Annotated in this window: 21 protein-coding genes and 1 tRNA gene; 10 read left to right on the forward strand and 12 right to left on the reverse strand. The window is 73.5% G+C overall.

Annotated elements, in window-relative coordinates; translation table 11 throughout:
• Positions 1-247 precede the first annotated feature (247 nt).
• Together pyrE and ACI79K_RS13525 are read right to left on the reverse strand one after the other, a co-directional pair.
• Positions 248-850, reverse strand: coding sequence for an orotate phosphoribosyltransferase (gene pyrE, locus ACI79K_RS13520; protein ID WP_456590141.1), 603 nt, complete (start codon positions 848-850; stop codon positions 248-250).
• A gap of 55 nt (positions 851-905) precedes the next feature.
• Entirely contained in the window at positions 906-1565 is a 660-nt protein-coding gene (locus ACI79K_RS13525; RefSeq protein ID WP_456599952.1) for a fasciclin domain-containing protein, read from the reverse strand.
• Between the two features lie 102 nt (positions 1566-1667).
• Between ACI79K_RS13525 and ACI79K_RS13530 the strand changes: the two genes are divergently transcribed.
• Entirely contained in the window at positions 1668-2129 is a 462-nt protein-coding gene (locus ACI79K_RS13530; protein ID WP_456599953.1) for a hypothetical protein, read from the forward strand.
• Positions 2130-2142: 13 nt separating this feature from the next.
• On the opposite strand, the gene ACI79K_RS13535 is transcribed toward ACI79K_RS13530, so the two are convergent.
• Positions 2143-2979: a hypothetical protein gene (locus ACI79K_RS13535; RefSeq protein WP_456599954.1), complete on the reverse strand. Its 837-nt coding sequence runs from the start codon at positions 2977-2979 to the stop codon at positions 2143-2145.
• 162 nt (positions 2980-3141) lie between these two features.
• Entirely contained in the window at positions 3142-5727 is a 2586-nt protein-coding gene (clpB, locus tag ACI79K_RS13540; RefSeq protein ID WP_456590137.1) for an ATP-dependent chaperone ClpB, read from the reverse strand.
• A 216-nt stretch (positions 5728-5943) separates the two neighbouring features.
• On the opposite strand from clpB, the gene ACI79K_RS13545 reads away from it, so the two are divergent.
• Both ACI79K_RS13545 and ACI79K_RS13550 read left to right on the forward strand, forming a co-directional pair.
• Positions 5944-6414 (forward strand): MarR family winged helix-turn-helix transcriptional regulator, encoded by a 471-nt coding sequence (locus tag ACI79K_RS13545; protein WP_456590136.1) that lies wholly within the window; start codon positions 5944-5946, stop codon positions 6412-6414.
• A gap of 75 nt (positions 6415-6489) precedes the next feature.
• Entirely contained in the window at positions 6490-6927 is a 438-nt protein-coding gene (locus tag ACI79K_RS13550) for an OsmC family protein (protein ID WP_456590135.1), read from the forward strand.
• A 60-nt stretch (positions 6928-6987) separates the two neighbouring features.
• On the opposite strand, the gene ACI79K_RS13555 is transcribed toward ACI79K_RS13550, so the two are convergent.
• From ACI79K_RS13555 to dnaK, 7 genes are all read right to left on the reverse strand, one after another.
• Positions 6988-8670 carry a DHA2 family efflux MFS transporter permease subunit gene (locus tag ACI79K_RS13555; RefSeq protein ID WP_456599955.1) on the reverse strand — a complete coding sequence of 561 codons (1683 nt, stop codon included), beginning with the start codon at positions 8668-8670 and terminating at the stop codon, positions 6988-6990.
• A gap of 53 nt (positions 8671-8723) precedes the next feature.
• Positions 8724-9206 carry a MarR family winged helix-turn-helix transcriptional regulator gene (locus ACI79K_RS13560; RefSeq protein WP_456590133.1) on the reverse strand — a complete coding sequence of 161 codons (483 nt, stop codon included), beginning with the start codon at positions 9204-9206 and terminating at the stop codon, positions 8724-8726.
• A 109-nt stretch (positions 9207-9315) separates the two neighbouring features.
• Positions 9316-9792: a MarR family winged helix-turn-helix transcriptional regulator gene (locus ACI79K_RS13565; protein WP_456599956.1), complete on the reverse strand. Its 477-nt coding sequence runs from the start codon at positions 9790-9792 to the stop codon at positions 9316-9318.
• Complete coding sequence (locus tag ACI79K_RS13570; protein ID WP_456590131.1) at positions 9789-10241, reverse strand: heat shock protein transcriptional repressor HspR; 453 nt, start codon at positions 10239-10241, stop codon at positions 9789-9791. Before ACI79K_RS13570 ends, ACI79K_RS13565 begins: the two co-directional genes overlap by 4 nt.
• Positions 10238-11443: a molecular chaperone DnaJ gene (gene dnaJ / locus ACI79K_RS13575; RefSeq protein ID WP_456590130.1), complete on the reverse strand. Its 1206-nt coding sequence runs from the start codon at positions 11441-11443 to the stop codon at positions 10238-10240. Before dnaJ ends, ACI79K_RS13570 begins: the two co-directional genes overlap by 4 nt.
• Positions 11444-11477: 34 nt before the next feature.
• Positions 11478-12245, reverse strand: a complete 768-nt coding sequence (grpE, locus tag ACI79K_RS13580) for a nucleotide exchange factor GrpE (RefSeq protein ID WP_456599957.1) — start codon at positions 12243-12245, stop codon at positions 11478-11480.
• The gene (gene dnaK, locus ACI79K_RS13585) at positions 12242-14116 is read right to left on the reverse strand and encodes a molecular chaperone DnaK (RefSeq protein ID WP_456599958.1); all 1875 of its coding nucleotides are present in this window, start codon (positions 14114-14116) and stop codon (positions 12242-12244) included. Before dnaK ends, grpE begins: the two co-directional genes overlap by 4 nt.
• Positions 14117-14412: 296 nt before the next feature.
• Here dnaK and ACI79K_RS13590 point away from each other — a divergent pair, with 296 nt between their 5' ends.
• The 3 genes from ACI79K_RS13590 to ACI79K_RS13600 all read left to right on the forward strand — a co-directional run bounded on the left by ACI79K_RS13590 (position 14413) and on the right by ACI79K_RS13600 (position 19689).
• Positions 14413-15414, forward strand: a complete 1002-nt coding sequence (locus tag ACI79K_RS13590; protein ID WP_456599959.1) for a type IV toxin-antitoxin system AbiEi family antitoxin domain-containing protein — start codon at positions 14413-14415, stop codon at positions 15412-15414.
• A gap of 438 nt (positions 15415-15852) precedes the next feature.
• A complete protein-coding gene (locus tag ACI79K_RS13595; RefSeq protein WP_456590126.1) occupies positions 15853-18150 on the forward strand; it encodes a (Fe-S)-binding protein in 2298 nt (765 codons plus the stop codon).
• Positions 18151-18333: 183 nt separating this feature from the next.
• Entirely contained in the window at positions 18334-19689 is a 1356-nt protein-coding gene (locus ACI79K_RS13600; protein ID WP_456599960.1) for an MFS transporter, read from the forward strand.
• Here ACI79K_RS13600 and dcd read toward each other — a convergent pair.
• The gene (gene dcd / locus ACI79K_RS13605) at positions 19661-20245 is read right to left on the reverse strand and encodes a dCTP deaminase (protein ID WP_456599961.1); all 585 of its coding nucleotides are present in this window, start codon (positions 20243-20245) and stop codon (positions 19661-19663) included. The two genes, ACI79K_RS13600 and dcd, sit on opposite strands and share 29 nt — an antisense overlap.
• A gap of 147 nt (positions 20246-20392) precedes the next feature.
• Here dcd and ACI79K_RS13610 point away from each other — a divergent pair, with 147 nt between their 5' ends.
• The 4 genes from ACI79K_RS13610 to ACI79K_RS13625 all read left to right on the forward strand — a co-directional run bounded on the left by ACI79K_RS13610 (position 20393) and on the right by ACI79K_RS13625 (position 23889).
• On the forward strand, positions 20393-20971 hold the full coding sequence (locus tag ACI79K_RS13610) for a PAS domain-containing protein (RefSeq protein WP_456590123.1): 579 nt from the start codon (positions 20393-20395) through the stop codon (positions 20969-20971).
• A 1-nt stretch (position 20972) separates the two neighbouring features.
• The gene (locus tag ACI79K_RS13615; protein WP_456590122.1) at positions 20973-21941 is read left to right on the forward strand and encodes a methyl-accepting chemotaxis protein; all 969 of its coding nucleotides are present in this window, start codon (positions 20973-20975) and stop codon (positions 21939-21941) included.
• Between the two features lie 52 nt (positions 21942-21993).
• Positions 21994-22067 (forward strand) — tRNA-Gly (locus ACI79K_RS13620).
• 196 nt (positions 22068-22263) lie between these two features.
• Positions 22264-23889 carry a GAF domain-containing protein gene (locus ACI79K_RS13625; protein ID WP_456599962.1) on the forward strand — a complete coding sequence of 542 codons (1626 nt, stop codon included), beginning with the start codon at positions 22264-22266 and terminating at the stop codon, positions 23887-23889.
• Positions 23890-23896 lie beyond the last annotated feature (7 nt).

Below are 23896 nucleotides of genomic sequence, written 5' to 3' on the forward strand. Positions count from 1 at the left end.
GGTGCTCGACCTCGACGGGCCGATCGCGCCGCTGGTCATGCGGGCACCGGGCCGGTCCGGCGACCTCAGCATGCTGATGCCGATCGCGCTGGACTGATCTAGCGCCGCTGTTGGGGGGGGGGGGGGGGTTGGGGGGGGACAACCCCCCCCCCCCCCCCCCCCCCCCCCCCCCCCCCCCCCCCCCCCCCCCCCCCCCCCCCCCCCCCCCCCCCCCCCCCCCCCCCCCCCCCCCCCCCCCACGGACGGGCTAGGCGAGGTCGAGGTCGGCGAGGGTGAAGGCGGCCCGGTACTCGAAACCGGCCTCCTCCACCGCCGCGCGCCCACCGCGGTCGACGATCACCGCGATCGCGACCACCTCCGCGCCGGCCTCCTGCAACGCCTGCGCCGCGGTCAGCGGGCTGCCGCCGGTGGTGGAGACGTCCTCGACGACCAGGACGGCGCGGCCGGCGACGTCCGGCCCCTCGATCCGGCGCTGCAGGCCGTGGGCCTTGCCCGCCTTGCGGACGACGCAGGCGTCGAGGAAGCCCTCGCCCGCCGCGGCGGCGTGCAGCATCGCCGTGGCGACCGGGTCGGCGCCGAGGGTGAGCCCGCCGACGACGTCGTAGCGCAGGTCGCCGGTGAGCTGCCGCATCACGCGCCCGACCAGCGGCGCGCCCTCGTGGTGCAGCGTGAGCCGGCGCATGTCGATGTACCAGTCGGCCTCCTGCCCGGAGGAGAGCGTGACCTTCCCGTGCACCACGGCGAGGTCGAGGATCAGCTGCAGCAGCCGGTCGCGGTCGGGCAGCGAGGCCTCGCTCCAGGGGCCCGCGCCGAGGGACGAGGTGTGGGGGGGAACGAGGTCCTTCTCCATGGCACGGACCCTACTGAGCGCCTCGCCCGGCGGAGTCCGGGCGACGCACCGGCCCTCACAGGCCGGCGGGCTGGAGCACCTGGTCGATGATGTAGACGGTCGCGTTCGCCGTCTGCACGTTGCCGCACACCACCGTCGCGTCCTCGCCGACGATGGTCGCCTCGGCGCCGATGGTGAAGTTCTCGCCGGAGCGCTCGATGGTCACCTCGTCGTTGCTCAGCGTGGCGTGCGTGCCGGCCAGCTCGTCCGCGGCCAGGCGGCCCGGGATGAGGTGGTGGGTGAGCACCGCGGTCAACGCCGGGGTGTCGGCGAGCAGCCCGTTCAGCGCGTCCGGGGGGAGGGCTTCGAACGCCGGGTTCGACGGTGCCAGGACGGTGATGTCCTCCGTGGTGTTCAGGGTCTCGACCAGGTTCGCGGCCTGCACGGCCTGCACGAGGGTCGACAGCGCCGGGGTGTTGCCGGCCGCGGTGGCCACCGGATCGGCGCTCATGCCCTCGAAGCTGCCCGGGCCCTCGGCGGGCACCGCTGCGCAGCCCTCGCCGAACGGCCCGTCGAAGGCCGGCGCCGCCGCACTCGTCTCCGGCGCGGAGCTGGTGGTGGCGGGGGTGGTGCCGGCGGTGCTGCCGGCAGGGTCGTCGGAGCCGCAGGCGCTCAGCGTGATCGCCAGGCTGGAGACGGCGATGAGCAGAACGCGGCGGGTCGGGGTGCGCGTCATGGTGGTGATCCTGTCTGTTCCCGTGCGACGGCGGGGTCACGATCGCGCGTGCGCCGGCCGCGGGCGCGGTGCTGCGGCCGGGCCGTCTGCCAGGCTGGACGCGTGCCGCGCGAACCCCGCCCCCGCCCCGCCGACGGAGACCCGACCCGGCAGGCACCGCCGTCGGCGAGGGTCGCCATCGCCCTGCTGGCGACCCTCGCCGCCCTGCTCGTGCTCTACGTGACGATCACCTGGCTCGGGCGTGAGGGCGTCGTCGAGGTGCTGACCGAGGGCGGGCTCACCCGGGACGAGGCGCAGCAGTTCCTGCTGGTCAACACCACCGTCCCGCTCGTCCTCGGGGTCGGCTACGGCGTCTCGGCCTGGGCGCTGGCGGGCCGCCACCGGTGGGGCCGGTGGACCGGGCTGGTCGCGACGATCGTGCTGGCGGTGGTGCTGCTGTCCACGATGTTCACCGCGGGTGGCACCACCGTCGTCGCGCTCCTCCTGCTCGTGCTGTCGGTCGCGGCGGCGACCAGCCTGGCGGCGCGCACGACGCGGGACTGGGTGAACGCCGGTCCCGGCTGAGGGCCGCCCCGGCTCAGCCCTGCCCGGTGGCGCGCTGCCACTTGCGGAAGCGGTACCAGTCGTTGGACGGCTTCGCCGCCAGCAGCACGACCCCGGCGGCGGTGAGGGCGAGCTGGAACCACGTGAGCGTGTTGACGAACGGCAGCGGCCCGCTGGCAACGGCGTTGAACGGGCCGGTGAGCAGCGTGAGGCCACCGAGGACCCACAGCACGATCCGCGCCCAGTTGCGGCCCTGCCAGGCGAACCACAGGAACAGCAACTGCAGCGCGAGCACCAGGACCGTGATGCCGATCGTGATCTGGCCGATGATCTCGGCGAACGCCTCGGGGTCGAGGCCCTCGAACTCGGGCCCTTCCAGGTCGGTGCCCGACTCGTCCAGCGTCCAGGCCACGAACTCGTCCCAGTTGAGCAGCGTGGCGACGGCGGCGACGGCGCTGAGCACCAGTGCGGCGAGGAAGGCGCCGATCCCGGCGCGCACCGTGACCGGGCGGTCCAGGGGTGCCGGCGTGCCGGGCCCTCCGCCCGTGGGGGCCGAGGGCGCGGGGGCGTAGCCGTACGGGTTCTGGCCGTACGGGTTCTGGCCGTACGGGTTCTGGCCGTACGGGTTCTGCGGTCCCTGGCCGTAGGGCGGCTGCCCTCCGTACGGCGGCTGACCTCCGTACGGGGGCTGACCTCCGTACGGGGGCTGACCTCCGTACGGGGGCTGACCCCCGTAGGGCGGCTGGCCGTGGGGCGGCTGGCCGTGGGGCGGCTGGCCCGAGGGCTGACCCCACCCCGGCTGCGGCCGGTCGCCCTGCCCCTCGGGCTGCCCCTGCTGCTGGCCGTGCTGGTCGTCCTGCCCCGCCGTCATCGTGCCTCCGCCTCCCCGGTCCCCGTCGTCGCCGCGATCATCGACGACGACGCGGGCGGGGACCAGCAGGGCACGCGGTCCCACCCGATCGGACGGCGCGCCCACCGGACCGCAGGGGGCCCGGCGGGCGCGGCGACGGGGGCCAGGCCCGCCCGCGGGCGGTTACGCGCCGCGGGTGACGCGCAGCCCCTCGACGTCACCACCCGGCCAGTCGACGACGACCTCGTCGCCGTCCCGGATCTCCCCGGCCAGCAGCGCCTTGGCCAGCTGGTCGCCGATCGCCGACTGCACCAGCCGGCGCAGCGGCCGGGCCCCGTAGACCGGGTCGAAGCCGTTGAGCGCCAGCCAGTCGCGCGCGGCATCGGTGACCGTCAGGGTCAGCCGGCGGGCGGCCAGCCGGCGGGCCAGGACGCCGACCTGGATGTCGACGATCCCGGTCAGCTCCTCGCTGCCCAGCGCCCGGAACACCACGACGTCGTCGAGGCGGTTGAGGAACTCCGGCTTGAAGTGCGACCGCACGACGCCCAGCACGGCGTCGCGGCGCCGCTCCTCGGGCACCGACTGGTCGGCGATGATCTGCGATCCGAGGTTCGACGTCAGGATCAGGATCGTGTTGCGGAAGTCCACGGTCCGGCCCTGGCCGTCGGTCAGCCGCCCGTCGTCGAGCACCTGCAGCAGGACGTCGAAGACGTCGGGGTGCGCCTTCTCCACCTCGTCGAGCAGGACGACGGTGTACGGACGGCGGCGCACCGCCTCGGTGAGCTGACCGCCGGCCTCGTAGCCGACGTAGCCGGGAGGGGCCCCCACGAGCCGGGCCACCGAGTGCTTCTCGGAGTACTCGCTCATGTCGACGCGGACCATGGCCCGCTCGTCGTCGAACAGGAAGCCCGCCAGCGCCTTCGCCAGCTCGGTCTTGCCGACGCCGGTGGGGCCGAGGAACAGGAACGAGCCGGTCGGCCGGTCGGGGTCTGCGACGCCGGAGCGCGCCCGCCGGACGGCGTCGGAGACCGCCCGCACCGCATCCGGCTGCCCGACGACCCGCCCACCGAGCTCCTCCTCCATGCGCAGCAGCTTCTGGGTCTCGCCCTCCAGCAGCCGGCCGGCGGGGATGCCGGTCCAGGCCTGGACGACCTCGGCGATGTCGTCGGGGCCGACCTCCTCCTTCAGCATGGAGGCCTGCTCCTCGACCGACGCCTCGGCCTCGGTCAGCGCCTTCTCCAGCTGCGGCAGGCGCCCGTAGCGCAGCTCGGCGACCCGGGCGAGCTCACCCTCGCGCTCCGCGCGCTCGGCCTCCAGCCGCAGCCGCTCCAGCTCCTCCTTGATCTGCTGGATGCGGGTGATGGCGCTCTTGTCCTGCTGCCAGCGCGCGGTCAGCTCGGCCAGCTCCTCGCGCTTGTCGGCGAGGTCCTCGCGCAGCGCGGCCAGCCGCTCGAGGGACGACGGGTCGTCCTCCTTGGCCAGCGCCATCTCCTCGATCTCCAGCCGCCGGACGGCGCGCTCGACCTCGTCGACCTCCACCGGCCGGCTGTCGATCTCCATGCGCAGCCGGCTGGCGGCCTCGTCCACCAGGTCGATCGCCTTGTCGGGCAGGAACCGGGACGTGACGTACCGGTCCGACAGCGTGGCGGCGGCGACGATCGCGCCGTCGGTGATGCGCACGCCGTGGTGCACCTCGTAGCGCTCCTTGAGGCCGCGCAGGATGCCGATGGTGTCCTCGACGCTGGGCTCGCCGACGAAGACCTGCTGGAAGCGCCGCTCCAGCGCCGGATCCTTCTCGATGTGCTCGCGGTACTCGTCGAGCGTGGTGGCGCCGACCATGCGGAGCTCGCCGCGGGCGAGCATCGGCTTGATCATGTTGCCGGCGTCCATGGCGCCGTCGCCGGTCGCGCCGGCACCGACGATGGTGTGCAGCTCGTCGATGAAGGTGATGATCTCGCCCTCGGCCTCGGTGATCTCCTGCAGGACGGCCTTCAGCCGCTCCTCGAACTCACCGCGGTACTTCGCGCCGGCGACCATGGACGCCAGGTCCAGCGCCATGAGCCGCTTGCCCTTGAGGCTCTCCGGGACGTCACCGGCGACGATCCGCTGGGCCAGGCCCTCGACGATGGCCGTCTTGCCGACACCCGGCTCGCCGATGAGGACGGGGTTGTTCTTGGTCCGGCGGGAGAGCACCTGCACCACGCGGCGGATCTCGGTGTCGCGGCCGATGACCGGGTCGATCTTGCCGTCACGGGCGCGCTCGGTCAGGTCGACGGCGAACTTCTCGAGCGCCTGGTAGGTGGCCTCGGGGTCGGCGCTGGTCACCTTGCGGTTGCCGCGCACAGTGCGGAAGGCCGCCAGCAGCGCGTCACGGGTGGCACCGGCGCTGGTGAGCACGGCCCCGGCCTCGCCCTCCGAGCCGGCCAGCCCGACCAGCAGGTGCTCCGTGGAGACGTACTCGTCGCCGAGGGCCCCGGCCTGCTCCGACGCGGCGTTGATCACCCGGAGGAACTCGCGCGAGGGTGCGGGCGCGGAGACCGTCGCGCCGCTGACGCTCGGCATGCGGCGCAGCGCGGCGTCGGCCTTGCTGCGCACGTCGGCCGGGTCGGCACCGACCGCGGTCAGCAGTGGACCGGCGATGCCGTCGGCCTGCTCCAGCAGGGCGACCAACAGGTGCAGCGGCTCCAGGGCCGCCTGACCCCGGCCGACGGCGAGACGCTGAGCGCCGGCGACGGCCTCCTGCGAGCGGGTCGTGAGCTTGCTCTCCATGCTCGGACGCACGTCCTTTCGGGTGGCTGGGGGACGCCGTCCGTCCGTGGGCGGCGCCATCGACTCCTGCAACGAACCATGGGTTGAGTCTGTTCCGCTCAACTCTGCCCGTTCGACCGTCCCCGCGGGTCCCCACCGGCCGTTAGGTCGCCCATCCGGGGAGGCGCAAGGGCGGAAAGTCCCGAGTCCGCTGACGCCAGCCCCTAGACTGGCGACATGACCGCCCTGCCAGCCCCGAGCGTCGCACTCGACGATCAGCTGTGCTTCGCGCTGTACGCCGCGTCCCGGGCGGTGACCGCGCGGTACCGCCCCATGCTCGACGCGATCGGTCTGACCTACCCCCAGTACCTGGTGATGCTGCTCCTCTGGGAGTCCGACAACCAGACGGTCGGCCAGCTCGGCTCCCGCCTGGCCCTGGACAGCGGCACGCTGTCGCCGCTGCTCAAGCGCCTGACGGCCGCGGGGCTGGTCACCCGCCACCGGCGGGTCGAGGACGAGCGGTCGGTCTCGATCGCGCTCACCGACGCGGGCCGGGCGCTGCAGGACAAGGCCATGGCCATCTCCGAGGAGATGATCGGCGCGATCGGGTTCGACGCCAGCGAGTTCGACGACCTGAAGGCCCGGCTCCGGTTGCTCACCGACCGGGTCAACGGCGCGGCCGCGGAGCAGGCCGAGTCCGGACGGTAGGGCTCCGCCCGAGCGGGTAGGAGGGCGGCCACGGTGCCGCCCGAGCCAGGGGCGGCCACGGCCCGAAGGGACGACATGCCCACTCGTACCGCCCGCACCGCCTGGAACGGGACCCTCCAGGAGGGCTCGGGACAGGTGGAGCTCTCCAGCTCCAAGATCGGCACCTACGAGGTGTCGTTCCCCAAGCGCACCGCCGACGAGGCAGCCGGTGCCACCAGCCCCGAGGAGCTGATCGCGGCGGCGCACTCCGCCTGCTTCGCCATGGCGCTCTCCAGTGAGATCGGCAAGGCCGGCGGCACCCCGCAGTCGCTCGAGGTCTCGGCCGACGTCACGCTCGGCCAGCAGGACGGAGCCCCGGCGATCACCGGGGTCAAGCTCACCGTGCGCGGCGAGGTCGACGGCCTGGACGCCGCCGGCTTCGACAAGGCCGCGCAGGCGGCCAAGGCCGGCTGCCCGGTGAGCAAGGCGCTGGCCGGTACCGAGATCACGCTGGACGCCTCGCTGGAGGGGTGACCTCCGGCTGAACGGCGACGGCCCGCCTCCCCGAGGGAGACGGGCCGTCGGACGGTCAGGTCAGCGGGTGGCGGCCCCGGATCCGGCGTGCGCCACCTCGTCGGTGCGCTCGCCCCCGGCGTCCCGGCCCTCGATGGCGTCGGTGTCGATGCGCACGGCGTCGGAACGCTCGGCCGCCTGGCGCTCGTCACCGGTCTCGGTGCGCAGCGCCACCTCGCGGATGAACAGCACCGCGAGGACGGCGACGACCGCCACGACGGCGGAGATCAGGAAGACCCGGCCGGTCGCGTCGCCGTAGGAGATGCGGATGAGCTCCTGGATCGGCGCCGGCGCATCCGCGAGATCGGCCAGGCCGATGTCCCCGCCACCTGCCGCGGCGGCCTCGGCCGCACCGGGGATGTCGGCCAGGCCGCCCCGGATCAGGTTCCCGACGTGGTTGCTCAGCACCGCACCGAGCACCGAGACGCCGATCGTGCCGCCGAGGCTGCGGAAGAAGGCGACCGCGGAGCTCGCCGCCCCCAGATCGGTCGCCGCCACGGTGTTCTGCACGGCGAGGACGAGGTTCTGCATGCTCATCCCGATCCCGACGCCGAGCACGAACAGGAAGAAGCTCAGCAGGACCATGTCGGTCTCGTGATCGATCGTCGCGAGCAGCGCGAAGCCGGCGACGACCAGGACCGAACCGGCCGTCAGGTAGGACTTCCACCGGCCGAACCGGGTGATGAGCAGACCGGAGACCGTGGAGGAGATCAGCAGGCCGCCGACCATCGGGATGGTGAGCAGCCCGGCCTCGGTGGGCGAGTACCCGCGGGAGATCTGCAGGTACTGGCCCAGGAACACCGTGGAGCCGAACATCGCCATGCCGACGGCGACGCTGGCGATGATGGCGAGCGTGGTGGTGCGGTCCCGGAACAGCCGCAGCGGCACGATCGGCTCCGCGGCCCGCAGCTCGGTCACGAGGAACGCCACCACTGCCAGCGCCGCCCCGCCGAGGAACAGCGCCGTCTCGACCGAGGCCCACGCGAAGCTGCTGCCGGCCAGGGTGACCCAGATGAGCAGGGCCGAGACCGCAGCGGCGAGGAGGGCGGCACCGAGGTAGTCGATCGTCACGGCTCGCTTCGTCACCGGCAGGTGCAGGGTGCGCTGCAGCAGCACCAGCGCGACGGCGGCGAACGGGACGCCGACGTAGAAGCACCAGCGCCAGCCGAGCCAGCTGGTGTCGACCAGCAGGCCGCCCAGCAGCGGACCGCCGACCGTGGCGACCGCCATGACGGCACCCAGCAGACCGGAGTAGCGACCGCGCTCGCGCGGGCTGATCATCGCGGCCATCGCGATCTGCACCAGCGCCTGCAGGCCGCCGAGGCCCAGGCCCTGCAGGACGCGCCACGCGATGAGCGTGTCCACCGACTGCGCGAGGCCGGCCAGCATCGAGCCGACGATGAAGATGACGATCGACAGCTGGATCAGCAGCTTCTTGCTGAACAGGTCGGCGAGCTTGCCCCAGATCGGCGTGGACGCCGTCGAGGCCAGCAGGGTCGCCGTGATCACCCAGGTGTACTGGTTCTGCGTGCCCCGCAGCTCGGTGATGATCGTCGGCAGCGCGTTGGAGACGACGGTCGAGGACAGGAACGCCACGAACATCGCCAGCAACATGCCGGAGAGGGCCTCCAGCACCTGACGGTGCGTCATCCTCCCCTGCTGCTCGACGGGCGCCTCGGGCGCGGAGGTCTGGACGGTGCTCACGGGACTCCTGGACGGAACTGGCGCAGAACGGGGCGGGAGCGAGGGCCGGGCGGTCATCGGGCCGCCGCCACGGGATCGATGCGCGGCTGCCCGCCGACGACGTCGATGTCGGCCACCAGCCGATCGAGCAGATCGGCGAGCCGCCGGGCGTCCGCCTCGTCCCAGCCGGCCAGGGCGGTCAGCGCCCACTCCGCACGCAGCGCCCGCGAGGTGGCGAGCGCCCGGGCTCCCTGGTCGGTGAGCCGGAAGAGCGCGGCCCGGCCGTCGCGGGGATCGGGGCGGCGGTGGACGTAGCCTGCCCGCTCCAGGGCGGCCAGCTGCCGGCTGGCGACGGAGCCGTCGACCCCGGCGAGGGCGGCGAGCGCGCTGCAGCGGAGGTCGTCCTGCCGTTCCAGCGGGGCGAGCAGGGGCCAGCCGAACGACGGCAGGTCGCCGTGCAGTTGCACGGCCGCGCGGGAGCTCAGGTGCCGTCCGGCGCGGATCAGCTGGGCGACGCCGGCGGTGAGGCGGTCACGTGTGTCGGGGTGCATGGGCATGGGACGTCCTCAGGACGGAGAAAACGCTTGTAGACCGCAACCATACGATCATATGGTTGCGGTCTGCAACGAAGCTTCCTGTGTCGTCGGCCACCCCCGGCCGGGCGGGTCAGCGCTCCGTGGACTCTGCCTCGCGCGCCTCGCCGATCCGGTTCAGTCGCTCGAGGAGGACGGCGAGCGTCGCGACGTCCTCGGCCGGCCAGTCGGCGAGGTCGCTCTCCCAGCGGGCCCGGCGGGCCGTCCGGATGCCGGCCAGCCGCGCGGCCCCCTCGGCGGACGGCCTCAGCACCTGCGCCCGGCCGTCGTCGGGGTCCGCCGCCCGGTCGACCAGTCCCAGGTCCACGAGGCTGGACAACTGGCGGCTGACGGTGCTCTTGTCCAGCCCCAGCCGCGCGACCAGGTCACTGGCCCGCAGCGGCCCGGCGTCCTGCAACAGCGCCAGCAGCCCGTACGCGGCGCCGTCCAGATCGGGGTGCAGCTCACGCGCCAGCCGGGTCGAGATGGCCCGGGACCGCCGGAGCAGCAGACCGATCTCCCGCTCCAGCGAGACGAATGCCTCGTGGGCGTCGGCGTCCGGCCCGCTCACCGGGCACCTCCCGGGCGCCAGACGACGAGGGCCGAGCTCTGCCGCCGGTGCGGCACCAGATCGGCCCGGTAGGCCGCCGGGATCGCCGCCTCCGCGGCCATTCGCCGGTTCTCGGAGTGCTGCAGCTCCTCGAGCAGCTCGTGCACCCGGGCCTGCAGCGCCTCGACCTGGGACTCCAGCTCGATGATCCGCTTGATGCCGGCCAGGTTGACCCCGTCCTCCTGCGACAGCCGCTGCACCTCGCGCAGCAGTGCGACGTCGCGGGGGCTGTACCGCCGCCCTCCGCCGGAGGTCCGGCCGGGGCTGACCAGCCCCAGCCGGTCGTACTGCCGCAGCGTCTGCGCGTGCATCCCGGCCAGCTGGGCCGCCACGGAGATCACGAACACCGGGGCGTCGTCGGCGACGGCCGGGCCCGCCTCACCGAGCGGGCCACCCGACGGCCTGGTCATCCCTCACCTCCACGCCGCACCGCGGCGGTGATCTGCGGGCGCGGGTCCTCGTCCATCTCCTCGGCCAGGGCCTCGACCGCCTTGCGCTGCGCCGGGGTCAGCCGCGCGGGGACGGCGATCTCGACGGTCACGAGCAGGTCGCCGGTGCGGCCCTTGGTGGGCACCCCCCGCCCGCGGACCCGCAGCGTGCGGCCGCTCGCGGTGCCGGCGGGCACCTTGAGGGACACGGTGCCGTCCAGGGTCGGCACGGTCAGCGTGGTGCCCAGCGCCGCCTCGGCGAAGGTGATCGGCACGGTCAGGGTGAGGTCCTCGCCCTTGCGCCCGAACAGCTGGTGCTCCGCGACGTGGACGACGACGAACAGGTCGCCGGCCGGGCCACCGCGCCGCCCGGGTGCTCCCTTGCCGGGCAGCCGGATCCGCTGACCGTCCTTGACCCCCGCCGGGATCCGCACGGTGATGGTGCGGGTCTGGCTGGTGACCCCGCTCCCGGCGCAGGTGGGGCACGGGTCCTCGACGACCTGGCCGCTGCCGCGGCAGTTGCGGCACGGCTCGGAGAAGGCGAAGGCGCCCTGGCTCCGACTGGTCACACCAGCGCCCTGGCACACCGGGCAGGTGTGCGGGGAGGTGCCGGGGCGGGCGCCGCTGCCGGCGCAGGTCGGGCAGCTGCCCGGGCTCTGCATCCGCAGCGGCACGGTGACGCCGAGCACGGCCTCCTCGAAGGAGAGCGTCGCCTCGGTCTCGACGTCCTGACCCCGCGCGGGCCCGGACGCGGCCTGGCTGCGCGCACGCGCGCCACCGGCCCCACCGAACAGCCCGCCCAGGATGTCGCCCAGGCCACCGGCCCCCCGGGCGCCCGCCCCGGCGCCGGCTGCGCCGAACAGGTCGCCGAGGTCGAAGGGCTGCCCGCCGGGCCCGGCGCCCGGGAAGCCGCCGGGGAACCCGGCACGGGCACCGGCTCCCCCGGCGCCGAACAGGCGTCGCGCGTCGTCGTACTCACCGCGCCGCTTGGGATCGGAGAGCACGTCGTAGGCCTCGGAGACCTCCTTGAACCGCGCCTCGGCCTCGGTGTTGCCCGGGTTCTTGTCCGGGTGCAGCTCCGTGGCCAGCTTGCGGTAGGCCTTCTTGATCGCGGCCGCGTCGGCGTCCTGGGGAACGCCGAGCGCGCCGTAGTAGTCCTTCTCGATGAAGTCACGGGTGCTCATCGGACGCCCCCTCTCGCGCTCGGTCGGACGCCGCTCAGCCGGCGGCCTGGTCGGTGGGCTCGGCGGCCTCCCCGGACTCGGCGGACGCCGCGGACTCGGCGCGCGCAGGCGCCTCCGGCTCGGTGACGGCGACCATGGCGGTCCGCAGCACCCGCTCGCCCCGGCGGAAGCCCTGCCGCAGCACGGTGGTGGCCGTCGGGACGCTCACCTCGGCGGAGGTCTCGTGCATGACGGCCTCGTGCAGCGACGGGTCGAACTCGTCGCCGGCCTTGCCGAACGCCTCGACCCCGAGGCCGTCGAGCAACCCGAGGATGCGGTCGGCGACCAGCTTGAAGGCGCCGGTGAGGTCGCCGTGGTCACGGGCCCGCTCGATGTCGTCGACGATCGGGAACAGCTGGGTCGCGAACCGCTCCGCGGCCTGGTCGACGACGAGCGACCGGTCACGGTCCACCCGCCGCCGGTAGTTGGCGTACTCGGCGGTGACCCGCTGCAGGTCCTCGGTGCGCTCGGTCAGCTGCTGCGCCAGGTCGCCGTCCGCCGCCGACTGCGGCGCGGCACCCCCCTGCGGCTCGGTCCCCTGCTGCGCCGCCGGGTCCTGCTGCGGCCCCGTGCCCTGCTGCGCGCCCGCGGCCTCATCGGCGGCCGGCATGTCGTGCTCGCTCATCTGCTCCCCTGGGAGGTCGGTACCGGGCCGGACGCCGGCCGGCTGCTCGCCGGCCGGCGTCCGCACTGCGCCAGTGATGGGGTCGATGCGCCGCCTGTCGCGGATCACGACCCGCGGCTGCTCTTCCCTGTCCGTCATCGGCGGTCGGTGTCCTCGTCGACGATCTCGGCGTCGACGACGTCGTCGTCACCCGCGGCCTGGCCACCCGCCGCACCGGCACCCGCCTCGGCACCGGCCTCGGCGCCGGGCGCTCCGCCGGCCGCCTCGGCCTGCTGGGCGTAGAGCGCCCCGCCGACCTCCTGGGACACCCGGGCCACCTTCTCCTGGGCGGACTTGATGGCGTCGATGTCCGAGCCGCCGAGGGCCGAGCGCAGCTCGGTGAGCGCCTCGCCGAGCTCGTCCTTCTTCTCGGCCGGGATCTTGTCGCCGTTCTCGGCCAGGAACTTCTCGGTCTGGTACTGCAGCGACTCGGCGAGGTTGCGGGTCTCGGCCTCCTCGCGGCGGCGCTTGTCCTCCTCGGCGTGCGCCTCGGCGTCCTTCATCATCCGCTCGATGTCCTCCTTGGGGAGGGCCGAGCCGCCGGTGATGGTCATCGACTGCTCCTTGCCGGTGCCCAGGTCCTTGGCGTGGACGTGGACGATGCCGTTGGCGTCGATGTCGAAGGCGACCTCGATCTGCGGGACGCCGCGCGGCGCCGGGGGCAGCCCGGTCAGCTCGAACATGCCGAGCTTCTTGTTGTACATCGCCATCTCGCGCTCGCCCTGGAACACCTGGATCTGCACGGAGGGCTGGTTGTCGTCGGCCGTCGTGAAGATCTCCGAGCGCTTGGTCGGGATCGTGGTGTTCCGCTCGATGAGCTTGGTCATGATCCCGCCCTTGGTCTCGATGCCCAGGGACAGCGGGGTGACGTCGAGCAGCAGGACGTCCTTGACCTCGCCGCGGAGGACACCGGCCTGGAGCGCGGCGCCGATGGCCACGACCTCGTCGGGGTTGACGCCCTTGTTGGGCTCCTTGCCGCCGGTCAGCTCGCGCACCAGCTCGGTGACGGCCGGCATGCGGGTCGAGCCACCCACCAGGACCACGTGGTCGATGTCGCCGACGGAGATGCCGGCGTCGCGGATCGCCTGGTTGAACGGCGCCCGGGTGCGGTCGAGCAGGTCCTGGGTCAGCCGCTGGAACTCGGCGCGGGTCATCGTGACGTCCAGGTGCAGCGGGCCCTCGGCGCCGGCGGTGATGTAGGGCAGGTTGACGTTCGTCGACTGCGCGCCCGACAGCTCGATCTTGGCCTTCTCGGCCGCCTCGCGCAGCCGCTGCATGGCCAGCTTGTCCTTGGACAGGTCGATGCCGTTGGAGGCGTTGAACGTCTGCACCAGGTGCTTGACCACGCGCTCGTCCCAGTCGTCACCACCGAGGTGGTTGTCACCGGCGGTGGCCTTCACCTCGATGACGCCGTCGCCGATCTCGAGCAGCGAGACGTCGAAGGTGCCGCCACCGAGGTCGAACACGAGGATCGTCTGCTCGGTCTCGCCCTTGTCCAGGCCGTAGGCCAGCGCGGCCGCGGTCGGCTCGTTGACGATGCGCAGGACGTTGAGCCCGGCGATCTCACCGGCCTCCTTCGTGGCCTGGCGCTGGGCGTCCTCGAAGTAGGCGGGGACGGTGATGACCGCGTCGGTGACCGGCTCGCCCAGGTAGGTCTCGGCGTCGCGCTTGAGCTTCTGCAGGATGCGCGCGGAGATCTCCTGCGGCGTGTACTTCTTGCCGTCGATCTCGTCGGTCTTCCAGTCGGTACCCATGTGGCGCTTGACCGACCGGATGGTGCGGTCGACGTTGGTGACCGCCTGGTTCTTCGCCGACTGCCCGACGAGGACCTCGCCGTTCTTGGCGAAGGCCACGACCGAGGGGGTGGTGCGCGAACCCTCGGAGTTGGCGATGACCGTCGGCTCACCGCCCTCGAGGACGGTGACGACGGAGTTGGTGGTGCCGAGGTCGATACCGACCGCTCGAGCCATGGGAGATGGCCTCTCTTCCGTGTGCTGGGGGTGGTACTGGTCCGTGCGAGGAGCCGAGCGCGACCGCATTGCGCGTGGTGCGCTCAACTTTCCTGTCCACCGTAACGGCAAGCTGCGCGGCGGTGTTCCCGGGCCCCGCGTCACACGTTCCCTCGCCGCGTCACCCCAGCCTCGTGGCCGCGCCCTCAGCGGCACGACGCTGGGGTGGCACCCACAAGCCCGTGGCGGTCCGCGCAGTGATCCACAGATCCGCCGCCCACCCACCGCGACCGCCGCGCACGCTCGACACTGCACCGGTGCACCCGCTCCTCCGCGCCGCCGCCGAGCGCCAGCTGGGCCTGTTCACCGCGCGGGACGCCCGCCGCGCCGGCTACGACCACCCCGAGATCCGCCGCCTCCTCTCGTCGGGCACCTGGGTCCGCCTCCGTCGCGGCGTCCACGCCACGGCCGAAGCCGTCCGCTCGGCGACGACAGACGGCACCCGCCACCGGCTGGAGTGCCTCGCCGTCCTGCTGGAGCTCGACCGCCCGACCGTGGCGCTGAGCCACGAGACGGCCGCACACCTCTGGGAGCTGCCGGTCCCGAGGCGCTCCACCGCGGGTCCGATCCGCCTGACCGACCCCGGGCTGTCCCGGCAGGGACGGGGCTACCGCATCACCCAGGCGCCGCTCGGGCCGGACGACGTCACCTCCGAGGGGCCGCTCCGCGTGACCACCACCGCTCGCACCCTGCTCGACGTGGTGCGCCGGTGGCCGCTCGACGATGCGGTGGTCGCACTGGACGCCGCACTGCTCCGGAAACGCATCACTGTGCAGCAGCTCACCCAGGGAGCGGCGGCGCTCCAGGGGTGGCCGGGCGCCCGCCGCGCCGCCCGCGCGGTGGCCCTCGCCGACGGGCGCGCCGAATCGCCGTTGGAGACGCGGGGCCGCCTGCGCATCCTCGGGGCGGCATTCCCGGCGCCGGAGCTCCAGGTGGAGATCCGGACGGAGGGGCGCCTCGTCGGCGTGGTCGACGCCTGGTTCGGAGCGGCCGCCGTCGCGGTCGAGTTCGACGGGAAGGTGAAGTACACGGACCCGTGGCGCGGTCGGACACCGGCGCAGGTGCTCTGGGAGGAGAAGCGGCGGGAGGACGAACTCCGGGCGCTGGGCGTCCGCGTGATCCGGGTGGCCGACGAGGACGTCGACCGCGACTGGCCCCGCGTCGAAGCACGGCTGCGCGAACTCCTGGCAGCACCGGCGCCCACGGGACGCCGCTTCACCGCCACCCCCCGTGCGCGAGGTCGGGTGCGCGCGGGCTGAGCAGCCCAAGCCCGTAGCCGCGAGCCCAGGCGTACAACGCTCAGGCGGCGGGCGCGGGCCGGAGGTGGCGACACCCACCCCCGCGGCACGGGCCTGAGCTGACAGCCGCGGGCCCGGGTCGGCGAACCCAGGTGGCGGGGAGGGACGCTGCAGTCACGTCGCACATCGGTGGACGACGACGGGACGTGTCACGGGTCACCCCTGGGCGGAGCGCCTCGGCCGGGCTCGCCGATCCGCGGCGCCGCGCCCAGGGTTACCGGCGAGTAGCCTCTGAGCGCGCCCGCTATCGTGCCCTGGAGTGCGGGCTGCGCCTGCCCGCATGCGTTCCGGGCGCCGGCCCACCGGCCGGTGCACCGGGGCGCGCACCACACACAGCCCCGTCGCCCGCGTGGCCGGCGGGAGACGACCGACGCCGCCAGGCGTACGGGAGGGGAAAACATGACGGGCCCGCTGCAGATCGTCCTGGGGACTATCAGCGTCCTGTTCCTGATCGTGGCGTCCGTGATGGCCTACCGGGCCGTCCGGGCGATGGTGCGGATCATCCGCACCGGCCAGCCCGACGGCACCCGCTTCGGCCCGGTCAAGAGCCGGCTGAAGACGCTGGTGGTCGAGTCGATCGGCCACACCCGGATGCTGAAGTGGTCGACCATCGGCGTTGCCCACTGGTTCGTCTTCGTCGGCTTCTACGGCCTGTTCCTGACGCTGGTCGAGGCGTTCGGCGAGGTGTGGAACCCGGCCTTCCACCTGCCGCTCATCGGCGAGTGGGCGATCTGGAGCCTCTTCGTCGACCTGATCGGCGCCGGCACGATCCTCGGGATCATCTACCTGATCGTCCGGCGCCAGCTCGACCACCCGCGCCGGCAGGGCCGCAGGAGCCGCTTCGCCGGGTCCAACGAGGGCCGGGGCTACTTCGTCGAGGCCGTCGTCCTGATCGTCGGCATCAGCATCCTCAGCATCCGCGCGGCCAAGGTCGCCTCCGGCCTGGACGACGCCCCGACCTGGTCGCACCCGTTCGCGAGCCTGGCGTCGAACCTCTTCCCGGACAACCCCGACGTCGTCTCGATCGTCGCCTTCATCAAGATCGTGGTGTCGCTGACCTGGCTGGTGGTCATCAGCCGCATCCTCAACATGGGTGTCGCCTGGCACCGGTTCAGCGCCTTCTTCAACATCTACTTCAAGCGCGAGGCCGACGGCGCCCCGGCGCTCGGCCCGCTGCCCGCCATGACCTCCGGCGGCAAGCCGATCGACTTCGAGGACCCGGGCGAGGACGACGTCTTCGGCCGCGGCAAGATCGAGGACTTCACCTGGAAGGGGATGCTGGACTTCACCACCTGCACCGAGTGCGGGCGGTGCCAGAGCCAGTGCCCGGCCTGGAACACCGGCAAGCCCCTGTCGCCGAAGATGGTGATCATGGACCTGCGGGACCACCTGTACGCCAAGGCCCCGTACCTGCTCGGTGAGAAGACGGCGTCGGAGTCCGCGCCCGACTACGACCTCCTCAAGCCCAGCGACGAGCAGGTCTGGGCGTCGGGCTACGCCCGGATCGAGGGCACCAACGACGCCCAGGCGCACCGCCCGCTGGTCGGCACCCTCGAGGAGGGCGGGGTCATCGACCCCGACGTCCTGTGGAGCTGCACCAACTGCGGCGCCTGCGTCGAGCAGTGCCCGGTGGACATCGAGCACGTCGACCACATCCAGGACATGCGCCGCTACCAGGTGCTGATCGAGTCCAACTTCCCGTCCGAGGCCGGGGTCATGATGACCAACCTCGAGAAGCGCGGGAACCCGTGGGGCATGGGCGGCAACGTCCGCGAGGACTGGATCAAGGAGATGGACTTCGAGGTCCGCGTCGCCGACGGCCCGCTCCCCCACGAGGTCGAGTACCTGTTCTGGGTCGGCTGCGCCGGCGCCGTCGACGACCGCGCCAAGAAGGTCACCAAGGCGGTCGCCGAGCTGCTGCACACCGCGGGCGTCGAGTTCGCCGTGCTCGGCAACGGCGAGACCTGCTCGGGCGACCCGGCCCGCCGCATGGGCAACGAGTTCCTCTTCCAGCAGCTGGCCATGGAGAACGTCGAGACCCTCAACGGCGTCTTCGAGGGCCGGGTGCCGGGCACCCGCAAGATCGTCGCCACCTGCCCGCACTGCTTCAACTCGCTGGGGCGGGAGTACCCGCAGGTCGGCGGCGAGTACGAGGTCGTGCACCACACCCAGCTGCTCGGCAAGCTGGTGGAGGAGGGCCGGCTGACCCCGGTCACCCCGGTCGACCGCAAGGTCACCTACCACGACCCGTGCTTCCTGGGCCGGCACAACAAGGTCTACACGCCCCCGCGGGAGATCCTCGACTCCGTCCAGGGCCTGTCCACGCAGGAGATGCACCGCTGCAAGGACCGCGGCTTCTGCTGCGGTGCCGGCGGTGCCCGCATGTGGATGGAGGAGAAGATCGGCAAGCGGATCAACATGGAGCGCACCGAGGAGGCCCTCGAGCTCGATCCCGACGTCATCTCCACCGCGTGCCCGTTCTGCATCACGATGCTCAGCGACGCGCTGACCAGCAAGAAGCAGAACGGCGAGGCCGGCGAGCACGTCGAGGTGCTCGACGTCAGCCAGATCCTGCTGCGCTCGATGCAGCCGGTCGCCGTCGGCGCGCAGGGTGCCGAGCAGGGCGCCGACGTCGGCACGAAGGACGACGACGTCGTGGGCCTCGACTCCGCCGCGACGGATCACGACCCGAAGTAGCAGAAGGACCCCGTCCTCCTCACCCCTCGCACGCTCGGGGCGAGCCTCCGGACGGGGCCGTGCGACGGCGCGCATCCCGCGGGGTGCGCGCCGTCGCCGTTCCGGAGCCGTGCACCCCGCGGTGGTTGCGCCGCGCACCCACCCGGGGGCGGTGTGCACCCGGTCACGGAGGACGCTTTCCGGGTGACCCGCACCGCCCCCGCACGCAGCACCCCCGGCACCGACCGTCGTCGCGGTCTCGGGCTGATGGCCGTGGCCATCGTGCTCACGGCGCTCAACCTGCGCACGGCGGTCACCAGCGTCGGCCCGGTGCTGGAGGAGCTCGAGCGGGGCCTGGGCATCTCCAGCGGCCTGGCCGGGGTCATCACCACGATGCCGGTGCTCTGCTTCGCGCTCATCGGGTTCACCGGCCCCGCGCTGTCGGCGCGCTACCGCGACGCGCACGTCCTCGCCGGCGCCCTGGTGGCGATGACCGTCGGGCTGGGGCTGCGCAGCCTGGCCGAGGCGTTCCCGGTCTTCCTCGCCGGCACGGCGCTGGCCATGGCCGGCGGGGCGCTGGGCAACGTCATGCTCCCGGGGCTCGTCAAGCGCCACTTCCCGGGGCGGACGGGCCCGCTGATCGGCGCCTACAGCACCGCGATGGGGCTGGGCGCGACCCTCGCGGCGGTGACCTCGCAGCCGATCGCCGACGTCGCCGAGGGGGAGGGCTGGCGCTGGGCGCTCGTCGTCTGGGCGCTGCCGGCGCTCGTCGCGGCGGGGGTGTGGCTGGCTCTGCCGGCCGCGCCCGACGTGTCGCGCGAGGGCCACACCGCCGTCCGGATGCGGGCCCTCGTGCACAGCCCTACGGCGATGGCGATCACCGCCTTCTTCGGCGTGCAGGCGCTCCAGGCCTACGTCGTCATCGGCTGGTCGGCGCAGTACCTGCGTGATTCGGGGCTGAGCGCGGCGACCGCCGGTCTCCTCCTGGGCCTGAACTCCGTCGTCGGGCTGCCGCTGAGCGCCGTCATCCCGTCGCTGACCGTCCGGCCGCGTCTGCAGCGCCCGCTGCTGCTGCTCTTCATCGCCTGCTACGTGACCGGCTGGGTGGGCCTCTGGACGGCGCCGACCGTCGCCCCGTGGCTGTGGATGGTCCTCATCGCCGTCGGCATGGGCACCTTCTCGATGGTGCTCACCCTCATCGGCCTGCGCGCGCGCACGCCCGAGACCGTCTCCGCGCTCTCCACCGTCAGCCAGAGCATCGGCTACGTGATCGCCGGGGCCGGCCCGCTGCTCGTGGGCGTGCTCCGCGGGGTGACCGGCAGCTACGACGGCATGTTCGTCATCGCCCTCACCGGCGTCGCCGTGCTCGCCGTCGCCGGGTGGATCGCCACGCGGCAGGTGTTCGTCGACGACGAGGTGGAGCGCACCGTCCCCGGCTGGTCACCCGCGGGCCGCTCCACCGAGGTGCTGGAGAGCGCCGGCGTCGAGGTCCCGGCAGCGGCCGACGTCGACGACGCCCCGCCCGCCGAGGCTAGGGACGCCGGGTCTCCGCGCGGGTGAAGTTGCGGAACGAGCGCGACGGCGTGGGCCCCCGCTGGTCCTGGTACCGGGAGCCGTAGACCGCCGAGCCGTAGGGGTGCTCGGCCGCGCTGGTCAGCCGGAACAGGCACAGCTGGCCGATCTTCATGCCCGGCCACAGCGTGATCGGCAGGTTCGCGACGTTCGACAGCTCCAGGGTGATGTGCCCGGAGAACCCCGGGTCGACGAAGCCCGCCGTCGAGTGGGTGAGCAGGCCCAGCCGGCCCAGCGAGGACTTGCCCTCCAGCCGGGCGGCGAGGTCGTCGGGGATGCTGACGACCTCCAGCGTGGAGCCCAGCACGAACTCACCGGGGTGGAGCACGAACGGCTCGTCGCCCTCGGGCTCCACCAGCGACGTGAGGTCGTCCTGCTGCTCCGCCGGGTCGATGTGGGTGTAGCGGGCGTTGTTGAACACCCGGAAGTACCGGTCCAGCCGGACGTCGATGCTGGACGGCTGCACCAGCCCCGGGTCGTAGGGCTCGATGCCGAGGCGTCCCCCGGCGATCGCGGCCGTGATGTCGCGGTCGCTCAGCAGCATGGCGCGGAGTCTAGGGAACCGCGTCCGCGCGCCGTGCGGGCGAACGGCGCCGGCTGCCCGCGGCGCGCTGTCGCCTCCCCACGTCCCGTTGGACCTCCCGACTGCCGATGAACGGGACGCAATCGAACGAAACCGAGGGGAACCTGCGTGCTCGACACCCGGCCGGCCACCGCCGCGCCTCGCGGCGCCCGTGACGCCGTGCGCCCCACCGGCCGCGAGCGGAGCTTCTCCGCCGACGAGCTGATCGTCTCCAAGACCGACCTGCGCGGCGTGATCACGTACGCCAACGACGTCTTCCTGCGGGTGAGCGGCTACGACCGCGACGACGTGATCGGCCAGCCGCACAACCTGATCCGCCACCCGGAGATGCCGCGGGCGGTGTTCAAGCTGCTGTGGGACACCCTGGGCGCCGGCCAGGAGGTGTTCGCCTACATCAACAATCTCGCCACCGACGGGGGCCACTACTGGGTGCTGGCGCACGTGACGCCCTCCAAGGACGCGCACTGCAGGGTCGTCGGCTACCACTCCAACCGCCGGCGGCCCTCCCGGGGCGCCGTCCGGCGGGTGCTGCCCCTCTACCAGCGGCTGCTGGCCGAGGAGCGCCGGCACCCGAACGCGCGCAGCGCGGTCGCGGCCTCCTCCAGGCTCCTCGACGAGGTGCTCGCCGAGCAGGGGCAGAGCTACGAGGAGTTCGTCTGGTCGATCATCAACCGCGAGGAGAGCTGACATGGGCGTGCGCACCACGCGCGGCGAGCACGGCCGGCGATCGGACGCCGCGGAGCTGGCGCTCTACCGCGGCTTCGTCCGGCAGCTGACGGCGGCGTGCGAGGCGGCCTCGCGCGGTGACCTCGAGGCCCGCAGCCGCATCGACGCCGACACCGAGCAGGTGCCCGAACTGGTCTCCCTCCACCACGCGCTCAACCGGGTGCTCGACGTCTCCGACGCGTTCGTCCGCGAGTCGTCGGCCGCGCTGAGCTCCGCAGCCGAGGGCCGGTTCCACCGCCGCCTGCTCACCACCGGCCTGCTCGGCTCCTTCCGCCGCACCGCCAGCGACATCAACGACGCCCGCACCGCGATGCAGGCGACCGCCGGGCGCGTCACCGACGCGCAGACCAGCCGGCTGCGGCTGGCCGACGACTTCGAGTCGGTGGTGCTCTCGATGTCCGAGCAGGTGGCGACGGCCGCCACCGAGCTCAGCGCATCGGCGTCCGGGCTCACCGCCGCCGCGACCGCGGCGAGCGCCGAGGTGGGCACCGCGCAGGACACGATCAGCTCGCTCACCCGCTCGTCGGCCGAGATCAAGGAGATCATCGCGCTGATCGACTCGGTGGCCGCCCAGACCCGCCTCCTCGCGCTCAACGCCACGATCGAGGCCGCCCGCGCGGGCGAGGCCGGCAAGGGGTTCGCCGTCGTCGCCTCCGAGGTCAAGGACCTCGCCGACCAGACCGGCCGCGCGACCGAGCGGGTCACCGCCCAGGTGGAGCAGATCCGCCAGGCGTCGGAGGGTGTCGCCGCCGGCATGAGCAGCGTCAGCTCCACCGTCGACGAGATGAACGGCCTGGTCGGCGGCATCGCCGCCGCGGTGGACGGCTCGGCGTCGCTGAACACCGGCCACGAGGACGTCACCGGGCTGTCGCAGATGGCGGAGAAGCTGCGGTCGGAGGCGACCGGATTCCTCGCGGAGATGCGCCGCTGACCGGAGGTGGCTGTCGCGGCGGGGAGGCGACCAGGTAGGCTCGTCGCTGTTCGCGGGTGTAGTTCAATGGTAGAACATCAGCTTCCCAAGCTGACAGTGCGAGTTCGATTCTCGTCACCCGCTCCACGAGCTCCCGAGGCCCCGGTCGCATCGACCGGGGCCTCGACGCGTTCCGGCGCAGGCCGGGGAACACGGAACGGGACCGGGCCTTTCGTCCCTGGGGCGGGACGCGACCGTGCCGCACGATGGGCCGAGCGCTTCCCCTGCCCCGTCGGCGCTCCTACGGTCAGGCCGTGCCCCCGCCCGACCACCGGTGCGCTCGATGAGCGACGACGCCGCGGCCCTCACCGCCGCGGTGCTGGCGGCGGCCTCGGGTGGCCGGCTCGAGGCGACCCTGCACGAGATCGTCGCGGTCGCGGCCCGGCACGTCGACGCCCGCTACGGCGCGCTGGGCGTGCTCACGCCCGACGGGCGCGGGCTGGACCGGTTCGTCACGGTCGGCCTGGATCCCGGGGCCCAGGAGCGGATCGGCCGCACGCCCGAGGGCGCCGGCATCCTCGGCCTGCTCCTGGAGGACCCGACCCCGCTGCGGCTGGCCGACCTGCGCACCCACCCCGCCTCGGTCGGCGTCCCCCCGGGGCACCCCGCGATGCGGTCGTTCCTGGGCCTCCCGGTCCGCGCCCGCGACTCCGTCTTCGGGCACCTGTACCTCACCGAGAAGCGCGGCGGGGGCGCGTTCACCGCGGCCGACCTGGAGCTCTCCGAGGGCATGGCGGCGGTGGCGGGCCTGGCCATCGAGAACGCCCGGCTGCTGGAGCAGGCCGAGCAGCGCCGGGCCTGGTCGCAGGCCGGCACCGACATCGCGACGGCGCTGCTGTCGGGGCGCCCCGCCGACGAGGTCCTCCGCACCGCGGCCGCCCGCATCGCCGAGCTCTCCGGCGCCGACACCGTCGGCATCCTGGCGCCGGTGCCCGGTGACGAGGGCACCCTGGTCGTGACCGCCGCCGTGGGCCCCGAGGCCACCCGGACCGAGGGCGCGCGCATCCCCCTCGCCGGCACCCGGCTGGGCGACGCCCACCGCTCGGGCACGCCGCTGCTGGTGGACGACGTCGCCACGCCGGTGCCGGGCACGACCCGCGCCCCACTGGTCGGTGAGCTCGCCGGCCGGTACGGACCGGCGCTCCACCTCCCGCTGGGTGGACCGTCTCCGCCGACCACCCTGGTCGCCATGCGGCTGCGGGAGCGGCCACCGTTCGACCCCGCGGTGCTCGAGCCGGCGTCGGCGTTCGTCACCCAGGCGGCGGTGGCGATGCGGCTGGTCCGCAGCCAGCAGCGCGAGCAGCGGCTGCAGGTGCAGGCCGACCGGGACCGGATCGCCCGGGACCTGCACGACCACGTGGTGCAGCGGATCTTCGCGACCGCCCTGGCGCTGGACCGGCTCGGCCGCTCGCTGGAGGGCTCCGCGCCGCTGGTCGCCAGCCGGATCGCGCGGCACGTGGACGAGCTCGACGGCACCATCGCCCGGATCCGGGAGGCGATCTTCGAGCTGCACGGGGCCGAGGACTCCTCGTCCGCGGCCGTGCGGCGACGGCTCGCCGACGTGGTGCGGTCGGTGACCGACGGGCACGGGGTGCGCCCGGACCTGCGGGTGCGCAGCGAGATCGAGGACCTGCCTCCCGGCCTGGCCGGCGACGTGGTCGCCGTCGTCCGCGAGCTGGTCACCAACGTGGTCCGCCACGCCCGCGCCACCCGCGTGACGGTGACCGTGGCCCTGGCCGACGAGGTGCGCGTCGTGGTCACCGACGACGGGCACGGGCTGCCGGCGGTCACCGTGCGCAGCGGGCTGGCCAACCTGGCCGACCGCGCGGAACGCCGGGGTGGCCGGCTGGCGACCGCCACCGGGGCCTCGGGGACGGAGATCCGCTGGGTCGTGCCACTCCCCGGCTGACCCGCAC

This window comes from Blastococcus sp. SYSU DS0616 (assembly GCF_054051015.1).

What these genes read in the sequence shown, in the direction of transcription:
- ACI79K_RS13615 (WP_456590122.1), top strand. Translation starts at nt 20,973, where the DNA reads ATGGGCGTGCGCACCACGCGCGGCGAGCACGGCCGGCGATCGGACGCC.
- ACI79K_RS13625 (WP_456599962.1), top strand. Translation starts at nt 22,264, where the DNA reads ATGAGCGACGACGCCGCGGCCCTCACCGCCGCGGTGCTGGCGGCGGCC.
- ACI79K_RS13560 (WP_456590133.1), bottom strand. Translation starts at nt 9,206, where the DNA reads ATGCCCATGCACCCCGACACACGTGACCGCCTCACCGCCGGCGTCGCC.
- ACI79K_RS13570 (WP_456590131.1), bottom strand. Translation starts at nt 10,241, where the DNA reads ATGACCAGGCCGTCGGGTGGCCCGCTCGGTGAGGCGGGCCCGGCCGTC.
- ACI79K_RS13535 (WP_456599954.1), bottom strand. Translation starts at nt 2,979, where the DNA reads ATGACGGCGGGGCAGGACGACCAGCACGGCCAGCAGCAGGGGCAGCCC.
- ACI79K_RS13525 (WP_456599952.1), bottom strand. Translation starts at nt 1,565, where the DNA reads ATGACGCGCACCCCGACCCGCCGCGTTCTGCTCATCGCCGTCTCCAGC.
- dnaK (WP_456599958.1), bottom strand. Translation starts at nt 14,116, where the DNA reads ATGGCTCGAGCGGTCGGTATCGACCTCGGCACCACCAACTCCGTCGTC.
- ACI79K_RS13545 (WP_456590136.1), top strand. Translation starts at nt 5,944, where the DNA reads ATGACCGCCCTGCCAGCCCCGAGCGTCGCACTCGACGATCAGCTGTGC.
- clpB (WP_456590137.1), bottom strand. Translation starts at nt 5,727, where the DNA reads ATGGAGAGCAAGCTCACGACCCGCTCGCAGGAGGCCGTCGCCGGCGCT.
- grpE (WP_456599957.1), bottom strand. Translation starts at nt 12,245, where the DNA reads ATGACGGACAGGGAAGAGCAGCCGCGGGTCGTGATCCGCGACAGGCGG.
- ACI79K_RS13595 (WP_456590126.1), top strand. Translation starts at nt 15,853, where the DNA reads ATGACGGGCCCGCTGCAGATCGTCCTGGGGACTATCAGCGTCCTGTTC.
- pyrE (WP_456590141.1), bottom strand. Translation starts at nt 850, where the DNA reads ATGGAGAAGGACCTCGTTCCCCCCCACACCTCGTCCCTCGGCGCGGGC.
- dnaJ (WP_456590130.1), bottom strand. Translation starts at nt 11,443, where the DNA reads ATGAGCACCCGTGACTTCATCGAGAAGGACTACTACGGCGCGCTCGGC.
- ACI79K_RS13550 (WP_456590135.1), top strand. Translation starts at nt 6,490, where the DNA reads ATGCCCACTCGTACCGCCCGCACCGCCTGGAACGGGACCCTCCAGGAG.
- dcd (WP_456599961.1), bottom strand. Translation starts at nt 20,245, where the DNA reads ATGCTGCTGAGCGACCGCGACATCACGGCCGCGATCGCCGGGGGACGC.